The sequence below is a fragment of the Micromonospora sp. RTGN7 genome, from assembly GCF_033804645.1.
Classification (GTDB): domain Bacteria; phylum Actinomycetota; class Actinomycetes; order Mycobacteriales; family Micromonosporaceae; genus Micromonospora.
On sequence record NZ_JAPZLF010000009.1, the window covers coordinates 288,297 to 301,817 of the forward strand.

At 70.7% G+C, this 13,521-nt stretch carries 10 protein-coding genes; 9 read left to right on the forward strand and 1 reads right to left on the reverse strand.

Annotated features, from left to right (window positions below; genetic code table 11):
* Positions 1-116 precede the first annotated feature (116 nt).
* The 9 genes from SNR22_RS16460 (at position 117) to SNR22_RS16500 (ending at position 12,203) form a co-directional block, all read left to right on the forward strand.
* Positions 117-2,612, forward strand: a complete 2,496-nt coding sequence (locus tag SNR22_RS16460) for an NADH-quinone oxidoreductase subunit G (RefSeq protein WP_320067445.1) — start codon at positions 117-119, stop codon at positions 2,610-2,612.
* Entirely contained in the window at positions 2,609-3,961 is a 1,353-nt protein-coding gene (gene nuoH, locus SNR22_RS16465; protein ID WP_320067446.1) for an NADH-quinone oxidoreductase subunit NuoH, read from the forward strand. Before SNR22_RS16460 ends, nuoH begins: the two co-directional genes overlap by 4 nt.
* A gap of 1 nt (position 3,962) precedes the next feature.
* The gene (nuoI, locus tag SNR22_RS16470) at positions 3,963-4,604 is read left to right on the forward strand and encodes an NADH-quinone oxidoreductase subunit NuoI (RefSeq protein WP_320067447.1); all 642 of its coding nucleotides are present in this window, start codon (positions 3,963-3,965) and stop codon (positions 4,602-4,604) included.
* Entirely contained in the window at positions 4,601-5,371 is a 771-nt protein-coding gene (locus SNR22_RS16475) for an NADH-quinone oxidoreductase subunit J (RefSeq protein ID WP_320067448.1), read from the forward strand. The genes nuoI and SNR22_RS16475 overlap by 4 nt, the downstream gene beginning before the upstream one ends.
* 118 nt (positions 5,372-5,489) lie before the next feature.
* Positions 5,490-5,789, forward strand: a complete 300-nt coding sequence (gene nuoK / locus SNR22_RS16480; protein WP_320067449.1) for an NADH-quinone oxidoreductase subunit NuoK — start codon at positions 5,490-5,492, stop codon at positions 5,787-5,789.
* A gap of 27 nt (positions 5,790-5,816) precedes the next feature.
* Entirely contained in the window at positions 5,817-7,760 is a 1,944-nt protein-coding gene (gene nuoL, locus SNR22_RS16485) for an NADH-quinone oxidoreductase subunit L (protein ID WP_320067481.1), read from the forward strand.
* Positions 7,761-7,824: 64 nt separating this feature from the next.
* Positions 7,825-9,357, forward strand: coding sequence for an NADH-quinone oxidoreductase subunit M (locus SNR22_RS16490; RefSeq protein WP_320067450.1), 1,533 nt, complete (start codon positions 7,825-7,827; stop codon positions 9,355-9,357).
* A 121-nt stretch (positions 9,358-9,478) separates the two neighbouring features.
* The gene (gene nuoN / locus SNR22_RS16495; protein WP_320067451.1) at positions 9,479-11,032 is read left to right on the forward strand and encodes an NADH-quinone oxidoreductase subunit NuoN; all 1,554 of its coding nucleotides are present in this window, start codon (positions 9,479-9,481) and stop codon (positions 11,030-11,032) included.
* Between the two features lie 88 nt (positions 11,033-11,120).
* On the forward strand, positions 11,121-12,203 hold the full coding sequence (locus SNR22_RS16500) for a polyprenyl synthetase family protein (RefSeq protein WP_320067452.1): 1,083 nt from the start codon (positions 11,121-11,123) through the stop codon (positions 12,201-12,203).
* A 94-nt stretch (positions 12,204-12,297) separates the two neighbouring features.
* On the opposite strand, the gene SNR22_RS16505 is transcribed toward SNR22_RS16500, so the two are convergent.
* Positions 12,298-13,497, reverse strand: coding sequence for an MFS transporter (locus SNR22_RS16505; RefSeq protein ID WP_320067453.1), 1,200 nt, complete (start codon positions 13,495-13,497; stop codon positions 12,298-12,300).
* Positions 13,498-13,521: the final 24 nt, after the last annotated feature.

Below are 13,521 nucleotides of genomic sequence, written 5' to 3' on the forward strand. Positions count from 1 at the left end.
CGAGCGCGAGGAGTGAGCGGAGCGAGCCCCGCAGTCGCGAGCGAAAGGCAAGCACTGATGCGAGCGCGAGGAGTGAGCGGAGCGAGCCCCGCAGTCGCGAGCGAAAGGCAAGCACTGTGACCGACGTAGCCAAGCAGACCGAGACCGTCACGCTCACCATCGACGGCGTCGAGGTCACCGCACCCAAGGGCGCGCTGCTGATCCGGGTCGCCGAGCAGTTGGGCACCGAGATTCCGCGCTTCTGCGACCACCCGTTGCTGGCTCCGGCCGGCGCGTGCCGGCAGTGCCTGGTCGAGGTGGAGGGCCAGCGCAAGCCGGTGGCCTCCTGCACCCAGACCGTCGCCGACGGCATGGTGGTCCGCACCCAGCTCTCCTCGCCGGTCGCCAAGAAGGCGCAGGAGGGGGTCATGGAGCTGCTGCTGCTCAACCACCCGCTCGACTGCCCGATGTGCGACAAGGGCGGTGAGTGCCCGCTGCAGAACCAGGCGATGTCCACCGGTCGGACGGACTCCCGGTTCCACGAGCACAAGCGGGAGTACGTCAAGCCGATGGCGATCAGCACGCAGGTGCTGCTCGACCGCGAGCGCTGCGTGCTCTGCCAGCGGTGCACCCGCTTCTCCGAGGAGATCGCCGGGGACAAGTTCATCGACCTGATGGGCCGGTCGTCCGCCGAGGAGATCAACATCTACCGGGACGACGCGTACGGCGCGGAGGGCGACGCCGGCGACGTGCCGTTCAACTCGTACTTCTCCGGCAACACCGTGCAGATCTGCCCGGTGGGCGCGCTGACCGGAGCGCAGTACCGGTTCCGGGCACGCCCGTTCGACCTGGTCTCCAGCCCGAGCGTCTGCGAGCACTGCTCGGCCGGCTGCGCGCAGCGCACCGACTGGCGGCGCGGCAAGGTGACCCGCCGGCTGGCCGGCGACGACCCGCAGGTCAACGAGGAGTGGAACTGCGACAAGGGGCGCTGGGGCTTCCAGTACGCCCGTGCCTTCGACCGGCTCACCAACCCGCTGGTCCGCGACTCGGAAACCGGTGAGCTGCGCGAGGCGTCGTGGAGCGAGGCGCTGACCGTCGCCGCCGAGGGGCTGCGGGCCGCCCGGGACGCCGGCCAGGGCACGGCGGTGCTCACCGGCGGCCGGCTGACCGTCGAGGACGCATACGCGTACGCGAAGTTCGCCCGGGTCGCCCTGAACACCAACGACATCGACTTCCGGGCCCGGCCGGTCTCCCGCGAGGAGTCCGACTTCCTGGCCAGCACGGTCGCCGGGCGCACCGACGTCACCTACGCGGACGTGGAGAACGCGCCCGCCGTGGTGCTGGTCGGCCTGGAGCCGGAGGAGGAGTGCCCGATCCTCTTCCTGCGGCTGCGCAAGGCGTACCTGAAGAAGAAGCTCACGGTGTACGCGCTCGCGCCGTTCGCCACCCCCGGCCTGGAGAAGCTCGGGGCCAAGCTGGCCCGGGTGGTTCCGGGCGAGGAGGCGAGCGTCCTCGCCGAGCACGCCACGGTGGCCGAGGCGCTGAGCGCCCCGGGCGCGATCCTGATCGTCGGCGAGCGGCTGGGCGAGGTGCCCGGCGGCCTGTCGGCGGCGGCGGACGTCGCCCGGCGTACCGGCGCGAAGCTGGCCTGGGTGCCGCGGCGCGCGGGTGACCGTGGCGCGGTCGACGCGGGCTGCCTGCCGAACCTGCTCCCCGGCGGCCGTCCGGTCACCGAGCCGGCCGCCCGGGCCGAGCTGGGCGAGGCCTGGGACATCGCGGCCGGGGTGATCCCGAGCCAGGCCGGCCGGGACACCGACGGCATCCTCGCCGCCGCCGCGAACGGCCAGCTCGGCGCGCTGGTGGTGGCCGGGGTCGACCCGGCCGACGTGGCCGACCCGCGCCTGGCCGAGGCGGCCCTCGACGCGGTGCCGTTCCTGGTCAGCCTGGAGTTGCGCAACAGCGCGGTGGCCCGCCGGGCGGACGTGGTCCTCCCGGTCGCCCCGGTGGTCGAGAAGGCCGGCAGCTTCCTGGACTGGGAGGGGCGGCTGCGCCCCTTCGAGGCGGTGCTGCACACCGCCGCGATGACCGACGGCCGGGTCCTGGACGCGCTCGCCGCGTTGCTCGACGTGCAGCTCGGCACCGGCGATGTGCTCAGCATCCGCCGGGAGTTGGGCAGCCTGACGCCCACCCGGGCCGACCGGCCGTCCGCGCCGTCGGTGGAGCCGGCCCCGGTCGCGCAGCCCGGCGCAGGCGAGGCCGTGCTGGCCACCTGGCACCAACTTCTCGACCTGGGCAGCCTCACCGACGGTGACGAGCACCTGGGCGGGACGGCCAGGCCGCCGGTGGCGCGGCTTGGCAAGGGCACCGCGGAGGCGCTCGGCGTCGCCGACGGTGACCCGGTGACGGTGGGCACCGACCGCGGGGCGATCACCCTGCCGGCGGCGATCACCGAGATGCCGGACGGCGTCGTCTGGCTGCCGACCAACTCACCCGGTTCCACCGTGCGGCGCGCCCTCGGCGCGACCTCCGGCACGGTGGTACGGATCTCCGCGCCGGACGCGACCGGCCCGGTCGCCGCCGACGCGGCCAGCCGGCCGGGCCCGCTCCTCAACACCGGGGGTGTTTCCCAGTGAACGCGGTCTACCTGGCACAGGACCCGACGCTGGCCGACTTCGGCAAGGACCCCTGGTGGCTGGTCCTGATCAAGGTCGTCTTCGCCTTCGTCATCGCCGTGCTGGCCACGCTGCTCGGCGTCTGGTTCGAGCGACGGGTCGTCGCCCGGATGGCCGTGCGGCCCGGCCCGAACCAGGCCGGCCCGTTCGGCCTGCTCCAGACCCTCGCCGACGGCCTGAAGATGGCCTTCAAGGAGGACATCCTCCCGAAGGCGTCGGACAAGATCGTCTTCTTCTTCGCGCCGACCATCTCGGTGGTCTGTGCGGTCACCGCCCTGTCGGTGGTGCCGTTCGGCCCGATGGTGAGCATCTTCGGCCACCAGACCCCGCTCCAGGTCACCGACGTGCCGGTGGCGGTGCTGGTGCTGCTGGCCTGCTCGTCGATGGGTATCTACGGCATCGTGCTCGGCGGGTGGGCCTCCGGCTCGACGTACCCGCTGCTCGGTGGCCTGCGCTCCACCGCCCAGATGATCTCGTACGAGGTCGCGATGGGGCTGAGCATCGTGGCGGTCTTCATGACCGCCGGCACGATGTCCACCAGCGGGATCGTCGCCGCTCAAGGGGACGCCACCCGGCTGACCATCTTCGGCACCGAGGTGCCGGCCCCCGGCTGGTACGCGATCCTGCTGCTGCCGAGCTTCATCATCTTCTTCATCTCGACCGTCGGTGAGACCAACCGGGCGCCGTTCGACCTCCCCGAGGCCGAGTCGGAGCTGGTCGCCGGCTACATGACCGAGTACAGCTCGCTGAAGTTCGCGCTCTACATGCTCAGTGAGTACGTCGCGATGGTGACCATGTCCGCGGTCACCACGACGTTGTTCCTCGGCGGCTGGCGAGCCCCGTGGCCGATCACCCTCTGGGAGGGCGCCAACTCCGGTTGGTGGCCGCTGCTCTGGTTCTTCGGCAAGGTGATCACCCTGGTCTTCGTCTTCGTCTGGCTCCGCGGCACGCTGCCCCGGCTTCGGTACGACCAGTTCATGCGCCTCGGTTGGAAGGTGCTGCTGCCGATCAACCTGGTCTGGATCCTGGTCCTTGCCGGCCTGCGGTCGATCGAGGACTGGCAGAGCAGGGACCGGCTGCTGGTGACCGGCATCGGCGCGGGCATCCTGCTGCTGGCGACGCTGCTCTGGCCGAGCCGCAAGCCGAAGCCGAAGCTGTCGCTCCAGGAACAGGCCACCAGCCGTCCGCACGGCAGCTTCCCGCTGCCACCGATGGACCTACAAGTGCCACCGAGCCCGCGCACCAAGCGCGTGGTCGCCGAGCGGGAGCCGGCCAACGTCTCCGCCGGCTCGGACTCCAGGGAGGTGTGACGTGGGCGCGATCACCGGAACGTTCAAGGGATTCGGAGTCACCTTCTCGCACATGTTCAGGAAGGTCGTCACGACCGACTACCCGTTCAAGCCGCCGGTTTCGGCGCCGCGCTACCACGGGCGGCACATCCTGAACCGGCACCCGGACGGCCTGGAGAAGTGCATCGGCTGCGAGCTGTGCGCCTGGGCCTGCCCGGCCGACGCGATCTACGTCGAGGGCGGGGACAACACCGAGGAGAACCGCCTCTCCCCGGGTGAGCGGCACGCGTCCGTCTACCAGATCAACTACGCCCGCTGCATCTTCTGCGGGCTCTGCATCGAGGCCTGCCCGACCCGATCGCTCACCATGAGCAACGAGTACGAGCTGGCCCGCGACAATCGGCAGGACCTGATCTTTACGAAGGAGCAGTTGCTCGCGCCGCTGCTGGCCGGCATGGAGCAGCCGCCGCACCCGATGCGGCTCGGCGACAGCGAGAAGGACTACTACATCGGCGCGCTGACCAACCCGGGAACCTCCGCCGGGGCCGAGCACGCGGTCAACAGCCCGGGCAGGTACCAGGTCCAGGAGCATCCCGGGGTGACCTTCCCCGGCGCCGAGCAGCAGGCCCAGCGGGCGGCGGCAGGCAAGGGAGACGAGGCATGACCACGCAGACGGTGCTCGCCGCAGCGGGCGGGGTATCCGGTGGCGAGGAGGTCACCTTCTGGATCCTCGCCCCGCTGGCGCTGATCGGCGCAATCGGCATGATCGCGGCACGCAATGCCGTGCACTCGGCGCTCTGGCTGGTGCTGACCATGCTGAGCCTGGGGGTGTTCTACGTCCTCCAGGCCGGGCCGTTCATCGGCATGGTGCAGATCATCGTCTACACCGGTGCGATCATGATGCTCTTCCTGTTCGTGCTGATGCTGGTCGGCCGGGATTCCTCGGACTCGCTGATCGAGACACTGCGCGGCCAGCGGGCCGCCGCGGTGCTGCTCGGCCTCGGCTTCGCCGGCCTGCTCGGCGGCGGCCTGTACCGGGCGCTGGACGGCGTCCAGGCGGTCGGCCTGGAGCAGGCCAACGCCGAGGGGAACGTGCAGGGCATTGCCCGGCTGCTGTTCACCAAGTACGTCTTCGCCTTCGAGTTGACCTCGGCACTGCTGATCACCGCCGCGGTCGGCGCGATGGTGCTGGCGCACGTCGAGCGGCGCAAGGAAGACAAGATGGATCAGGTCGCCACGATGAAGGCCCGCTTCGCCCCCGGTAACTACCCCGGCCCGAAGCCCGGCCCGGGCGTCTTCGCCACCTCATCCTCGGTGGCCACCCCGGCCCGCCTGCCCGACGGCCGGCTGACCGATCGCGGCATCTCGCAGATCATGCCGGTCCGGGAGATGACCGCCGAGGAGACCTCGTTGAAGGGGACAGACCAGTGAGCGCGAGGAGTGCAGCGGAGCGGAGCCCCGCAGTCGCGAACGAAAGGCGGGCTCCAGTGAGCGCGAGGAGTGCAGCGGAGCGGAGCCCCGCAGTCGCGAACGAAAGGCGGGCTCAGGCATGACCCCGGACTACTACCTCGTCCTCGCCGTGGTGCTCTTCACCATCGGCGCGGTGGGGGTGCTCATCCGGCGCAACGCGATCGTGCTGTTCATGTGCGTCGAGCTGATGCTCAACGCGGCCAACCTGACGCTGGTCACGTTCAGCCGGATCAACGGTGACCTGAACGGCCAGATCATGGCGTTCTTCGTGATGGTGGTGGCAGCGGCCGAGGTCGTGGTCGGCCTCGCGATCATCATGTCGATCTTCCGGACCCGGCGCTCCGCGAGCGTCGACGACGCCAACCTGCTCAAGTACTAGAGGGGCCCTGCGGTGGGAGAGACTCTGATGAACGCCCCGGCTGAGCCGGCAGGCGCGGTCGCCTATGCCACGGCGAGCGGGCTGCTGAGCAGCGTCTGGCTGCTCGTGGCAATCCCGCTGGTCAGCGCGGCGATCCTGCTGCTGCTCGGCCGGCGGGCTGACCGCTGGGGGCACTGGCTCGGGGTGGCCGCGATCGGCGCCTCCTTCGTGCTCGGCCTGACCTACTTCTTCCAGCTGCGCGGCCTGGAGAACAAGTCGGTCGAGCAGAGCCTGTGGGACTTCATCGTCGTCGGTGACTTCAAGGTGGACTTCGGCCTGCTGTTCGACCCGCTGGCCGCGGTCTTCGTCCTGCTGATCACCGGGGTGGGCTTCCTGATCCACCTGTACGCGGTCGAGTACATGGCGCACGACGAGGGCAGGCGACGGTTCTTCGCCTACTTCAACCTCTTCGTCGCCGCGATGCTCCTGCTCGTGCTCGGCAACAACTACGTGATGCTCTACTTCGGCTGGGAGGGCGTCGGTCTGGCGTCGTACCTGCTGATCTCCTTCTGGTACGGCCGGCCGAGCGCGGCCACCGCCGGCAAGAAGGCGTTCCTGATGAACCGGGTCGGCGACGCCGGCCTGGCCATCGGCATCTTCATCATGTTCGCCAGCCTCGGCACCACCCAGTACGACGAGGTGTTCAACGGGGTCGGCTCGATGACCGCGACCACGGTGCTGGTGCTCGGCCTGCTGCTGCTGCTCGGCGCGGCCGGCAAGTCCGGCCAGTTCCCGCTCCAGGCGTGGCTGCCGGACGCGATGGAGGGCCCGACCCCGGTGTCGGCGCTCATCCACGCCGCCACCATGGTCACCGCGGGCGTCTACCTGATCGCCCGGTCGAACCCGATCTTCTCGGCCAACTCGACGCTCCAGCTCGTGGTGGTCAGCGTCGGCGCGTTGACCCTGCTGATCGGCTGCATCATCGGTGCGGCCAAGGACGACATCAAGCGGGTGCTCGCCTGGTCGACGGTGAGCCAGATCGGCTACATGTTCGTCGGCGTCGGCCTCGGTGGCGGGGCGTACGCGCTGGCCATCGTGCACCTGCTGGCGCACGGCTTCTTCAAGGCCAACATGTTCCTCGGCGCCGGCTCGGTCATGCACGGCATGAAGGACCAGGTGGACATCCGCCGGTTCGGCGGGCTCTCGAAGCACATGAGGATCACCTGGTTGACCTTCATGATGGGCTGGCTCGCCATCATCGGCATGTTCCCGTTCTCCGGCTACTTCTCCAAGGAGCCGATCATCGTGGCGGCCTTCGAGCGGGAGGACTGGACGGCCTGGCTGTTCGGCGGGGCCACGCTGCTCGGTGCCGGGCTGACCGCGTTCTACATGACCCGGCTGTTCGTGCTCACCTTCCACGGCCCGAAGCGGTGGACCGAGGACATCGAGCACCCGCACGAGTCGCCGAAGCTGATGACGATCCCGCTGATCCTGCTCGCGCTGGGCTCGGTCGTCGCCGGCTTCCTGCTGTACACCTCCGTGCCGGACTGGCTGCAGGCGACCGCCGGGCTGGGCGGCGGGGAGGAGCACCACGAGGCCGTCCTCGCGCACTGGGTGATCACGGCGCTCTCGCTGCTGGTCACGGTCGCCGGGGCCGGGCTCGCCTGGTTCCTGTTCCGCAACGGCACGGCCACCGAGCCGCAGCCGGCGGGGGTGCTGGTCACCGCCGCCCGACGCAACCTCTACACGGACGCCGTCAACGAGGCGGTCTTCGAGAAGCCGGGCATCTTCCTCACCCGGGCGCTGGTCTTCCTCGACAACCGGGGCGTGGACGGGCTGGTCAACGGCCTGGCCGCCGCGGTGGGCGGTGGCTCGGGCCGGCTCCGGCGGCTGCAGACCGGCTTCGTCCGGTCGTACGCGACGTCCATCCTGACCGGCGCGCTGCTGGTGGTGGCGGCGTTCCTGGCCGTGCAGGCGGGGTGGCTGGCGTGATCGACCTCTTCCCGGCCGCCCCCGCCGGCGGACCACGCAGTGACGACGGAGGTAAGGCCGCATAATGTCCAACTTCCCGTTCCTCTCGGTGCTGACCGTGGCGCCGCTGGTCGGCGCACTGGTCGTGGCCTTCCTGCCGCGCCGCCGGCCGGACCTGGCCAAGCAGGTGGCCTTCGGGTGGTCGCTGCTGGTGCTGGTGCTCTCCGTCGTCATGTGGATCAGCTTCAAGGCCGACGGTGACCGACTCCAGTTCCGTGAGTCGTACACCTGGATCCCGCAGTGGGACGCCCGGTTCACCTTCGCCGCCGACGGCATCGCCCTGGTGATGCTGATGCTGATCGCGGTGCTGGTGCCGCTGGTGATCCTGGCGTCCTGGCACGACGCCGAGTCGTCGAAGCGCTCGGTGCCGGTGTACTTCGCCCTGCTGCTCATCCTCGAGAGCACGATGATCGGCGTCTTCGCCGCCGCCGACGTCTTCCTGTTCTACGTGTTCTTCGAGGTCATGCTCGTGCCGATGTACTTCCTCATCGGCAGCTACGGCGGCCACCAGCGGCAGTACGCGGCCGTGAAGTTCTTCCTCTACTCGCTGGTCGGCGGCCTGTTCATGCTCGCCGCGGTGATCGGCCTCTGGGTGGTCGGCGGGAAGACCTTCGACTGGCAGGCGCTGACCCAGGTGGACATCTCCACCGGCACGGGCCGCTGGCTGTTCCTCGGCTTCTTCCTCGCCTTCGCGATCAAGGCGCCGTTCTTCCCGTTCCACACCTGGCTGCCGGACGCCGGTGGCGCGGCCCCTGCCGGGGCCGCCGCGCTGCTGGTCGGCGTGCTGGACAAGGTCGGGACCTTCGGCATCCTGCGGTACTGCCTGCCGCTGTTCCCCGAGGCGTCGAAGTGGTTCGCCCCGTGGGCGTTGGCCCTCGGGGTGATCGGCATCATCTACGCGGCGCTGCTCGCGGTCGGCCAGAACGACCTGAAGCGGCTGGTGTCGTACACCTCGATCGCGCACTTCGGCTTCATCGGGGTCGGCATCTTCGCCTTCACCAGCCAGGCCGGCACCGGCGCGGTGCTCTACATGCTCAACCACGGCCTCGCCACCGGCCTGCTCTTCCTGGTGGTGGGGATGCTGGTGGCCCGCCGAGGTTCGGCCCTGATCAGTGACTTCGGCGGCGCGGGCAAACTGGTGCCGCTGCTGGCCGGGGTGCTCTTCTTCGCCGGTCTGGCCTCGCTGGCACTGCCCGGCACCGCGCCGTTCGTCTCCGAGTTCCTGGTGCTGATCGGCACGTTCACGGTGAACAAGCCGGTCGCGGTGATCGCGACGCTCGGCATCATCCTGGCCGCCGCGTACGTGCTGTGGATGGTGCAGCGCACCACCCAGGGCACGCTCAACCCGGCCCTGGCCGAGATCGAGCCGATGCGCCGCGACCTCAACCTGCGCGAGAAGGTCGTGGTCGCGCCGCTGATCGCGCTGATCGTGCTGCTCGGCTTCTACCCCAAGCCGGTCATCGATGTCATCAATCCCGCCGTCCGGGCCACCATGGAGGACGTCGGCAGGACCGATCCCGCCCCTGAGGTCGGCAGCGTCCAGGAGGCCGCGAAGTGATGAGCGCGAGGAGTGAACGAGCGGAGCGAGTGAGCCCCAGTCGCCCGCGCGAGGAACGAGCGGAGCGAGTCCCGCAGTCGCGGGCAGAGACCGGTGCAGTCGCGAATGGAAGGACGGCACGATGACCGAGCTGAAGTTGCCGTCGATCGACTACGCGGCGCTCGCTCCGATCCTGATCATGCTCACCGCCGCCCTGCTGGGCGTGCTGGTCGAGGCCTTCGTGCCCCGCCGGCTGCGGCACGTCGTGCAGCTCTCCCTGGGGCTGCTGGCGGTGCTCGCCGCGCTGGTGATGGTGATCCTGAACTCCGACGACCGGCTGATCACCGCGGGCGGGGCGATCGCCGTGGACGGTCCGACGCTCTTCCTCCAGGGCGCGATCCTGGTCCTCGCAGCGATGTCGCTGCTGCTGATCGGTGAGCGCTCGGTGGAGCGGGGCGGCGCGTTCGTCGCCCAGGCCGCCGTCACCGCAGAGTCGGCCGACGACCGGCTGCAGGCCGAGGGGAGCAACGGGGCGACCGAGGTCTACCCGCTGACCACCTTCGCGATCGGCGGCATGCTGATCTTCGTGGCGGCGAACGACCTGCTGACCATGTTCATCGCCCTGGAGGTCTTCTCCCTGCCGCTCTACCTGCTCTGCGCGCTGGCTCGTCGCCGGCGGCTGCTGAGCCAGGAGGCGGCCATGAAGTACTTCATGCTCGGCGCGTACGCCTCGGCGTTCTTCCTCTTCGGCGTGGCTCTGGTGTACGGCTTCACGTCGGGCATCCCGGGCCGGCCGGCCGGCGTCGACTTCGCCACCATCCACGCGGCGGTGTCCGAGTCCCCGGCCAGCCAGGTGCTGCTCTTCGCCGGCATGGCGCTGCTCTCCATCGGCCTGCTCTTCAAGGCCGCCGCCGCGCCGTTCCACGTCTGGACCCCGGACGTGTACCAGGGCGCGCCGACGCCGATCACCGGCTTCATGGCGGCCTGCACCAAGGTCGCCGCCTTCGGTGCCCTGCTTCGGGTTTTCCACGTGGCGTTCGCCGGGGCGGCGTGGGACTTCACGCCGGTCCTCGGTGTGCTGGCCGTGCTGACCATGCTGGTCGGCGCGGTGCTTGCGGTGACCCAGACCGACATCAAGCGGCTGCTGGCGTACTCGTCGATCGCCAACGCCGGGTACCTGCTCGTCGGGGTGCTCGCGCCGAGCAAGGACGGGCTCTCCGGCACGATGTTCTACCTGGTCGCATATGGCTTCTCGGTGCTCGCCGCGTTCGCGGTGGTGACCCTGGTCCGGGACGCCGACGGGGAGGCCACCCACCTGTCCCGCTGGGCCGGGCTGGGCCGGCGCTCGCCGTTCTTCGCGGCGATCTTCACCTTCATCCTGCTGGCCTTCGCCGGTATCCCGCTGACCAGCGGGTTCATGAGCAAGTTCGCGGTCTTCGCCCCGGCGCTGGACGCCGGCCACGTGTGGCTGGTGGTGGCCGGGGTGCTGACCAGCATGGTGCTGGCATTCCCGTACCTGCGGGTCGTGGTGATGATGTGGCTCTCCGAGCCGGGCGAGTCCACCCCGACGGTGGCCGTGCCGGGCGGGCTCACCTCGGCGGCCCTCATGATCGGTGTGCTGGCCACTTTGGTTCTGGGCATCGCCCCGGGCCCGCTGCTCGACCTCGCCAACGGGGCAGCTGAATTCGTACGATGACCGATTTTCCCGTGACGGGGCCGACACGCGACAGCGGGCCGGCCCCGTCGCCGTATCCCCCGGCCGTAGCAGGTCGAACGGGTGTGGCATGGTGGATAGCGTGGTGATTCCGGCTGGCGAGCGTTCAGGTGCCACCGGCTCCGCTCGGCGGAGTCGGGAGAGCACGGGTCAGTTCGGCGCGCTCGGCCTGCGCTTGGCCGATCCCCGCGTCGAGGCGTCCGTGTGGGGCCTGCTGGAATCCGTGGAGACGGAGCTGCGGGCCAGCGTGGCGAGCGCCGACCCGCTGGTGACCGAGGCCGCGCGGCACCTGGTCGACGCCGGCGGGAAGCGGTTCCGCCCGCTGCTGGTCGCGCTGGGCGCCCAGTTCGGCGACCCGACCGGCCCAGATGTCGTCCCGGCTGCCGTGGTGATGGAACTCACCCACCTGGCGACGCTCTACCACGACGACGTGATGGACGAGGCCGCGGTGCGCCGGGGTGCGCCGAGCGCCAACTCGCGCTGGACCAACTCGGTGGCGATCCTCGTCGGCGACTACCTCTTCGCCCGCGCTGCGGACATCTCGGCGGACCTGGGCACCGAGGCGGTGCGGCTCCAGGCGCGCACGTTCGCCCGACTGGTGCACGGCCAGATCGCCGAGACCGTCGGTCCCCGCGACGGGCAGGACCCGGTCGAGCACTACCTGCAAGTGATCGCAGAGAAGACCGGGTCGCTGATCGCCACCTCGGCCCGCTTCGGCGGCATGTTCGGCGGGGCGCCCGCCGAGCACACCGAGGCCCTGGCCGGATACGGCGAGACCATCGGTGTGGCCTTCCAGCTCTCCGACGACCTGCTCGACATCGCCAGCGAGTCGGTGCAGTCGGGCAAGACCCCCGGCACGGACCTGCGCGAGGGGGTGCCGACCCTGCCGGTGCTCTACGCGCTCGCCTCGGACGACTCCGACGCAGCCTCGGTGCGCCTGCGGGAGGTCCTGGCAACAGGTCCGCTGGTCGACGACGAACTGCACGCCGAGGCCCTGGGCCTGCTCCGCGAGTCCCCCGCGCTCAAGCGCGCGAGGGAGACCGTCCGCAGCTACGCCGAGGACGCCCGCGACCAGCTCGCACCCCTCCCGCAGGGCCCGTCCCGCCACGCCCTCGAGTCCCTCTGCGACTACATCGCCGACCGCACCAGCTAAACCCCACCCCACCCCACCCCACCCCGCCCCGAGCTTCGCTGATCATGAAGTTATTGCCCGCGACACGCCGAGGATGGCCGCAATAACTTCATGATCAGCGAGGGTGAGGGCCCGGGTGGCGGGATAGTAGGCGGGCGGCTGTGGGCATCAGGGTGGCCGAGATGAGCATGGCCGCTGCTGCGGTGAGCCACATCGTTGGGTAGCCGAAGCTGGTGGCGGTCGCGCCGAGGACCAGGGGGCCCAGACAGCCGCCCGCGTACACGCCGGTCTGGGTGATCGAGGTGGCGGCGGCCGGGGCCTGCGGGTGCAGCCGGGCCACCGTGAAGGTCATCAGCCCGGGCCAGGCCCAGCCCAGGCCGAAGCCGAGCAGCACGCCCGTCACGAGCGGCACCGGCCCGCTCAGTGCCAGCAGCATCAGCCCGAGGGCGCCGACCACGAGCATGCCGGCGATGAGCGTGACGTTGCCGTCGTCCCGGCGGTCGGCCAGCGCACCGAAGCCGACCCGGGCGGCCACACAGACCAGGCTGCCGAGGGTCAGGGTCAGCCCGGCCATGCTCGGCGAGAGGCCCCGGCCGGAGGCCGAGTCGACCAGGAACGTGCCGAGCGCGTTCGCGGCGCCCGCGGCGAGCGTCGCGGCCACCCCGACCAGCACCAGGGCTCCCGTCGCCCCACCGGCCCGCCGGTCGCCGGCCGGCCGCCCCGGGTGGGCCTGCCCCGCCGGTACGAGCGCCAGCGCGGCCAGCGCGGCGACCGCGCCGGCCACGAAGGCCCACCGCCAGCCGGCGGTCACGGCGACGGTCGGCACCGCCAGGCCGGCCAGCAGGGTGGAGAGCGGAATCGCCGCCTGCTTCACCCCGAACGACAGCCCTTGCCGGCGTGGCGGCACGTACCGGACCAGCACCGCGTTGCTGGACAGCTGTCCCAGGGCGTTGGCGGCGGCGCCGAGCGCCAGCAGGACGACCAGCACCGGGTACGACCGGGCCAGACCCGCCACGGCCAGCATGGACCCGGCGGAGAGCAGGATGCCGGCGCGGGCCACCGTGGCCGGGCCGAGCCGCTCCACCGCGGCGCCGGAGGGCACCGAGGCGAGCGCGCTGACGCCGAAGTACACCGAGACCGCGAGCCCCAGCCCGGCCGGGGAGAAGTCGAGGTCCTCGCCCATCTGCACGGCGAGACCGCCGACCAGGAAGACCGGTAGGACGCAGGCGATCGTGGTGGCGACGGCCCCCGCGCCGGCTCGGAGGGGGTGGTGGTCAGTGGCCGGAGACGCGGAAAGCGGGATCGTACTGCTCATGGTCCCACAAACCTACGTGAGTCC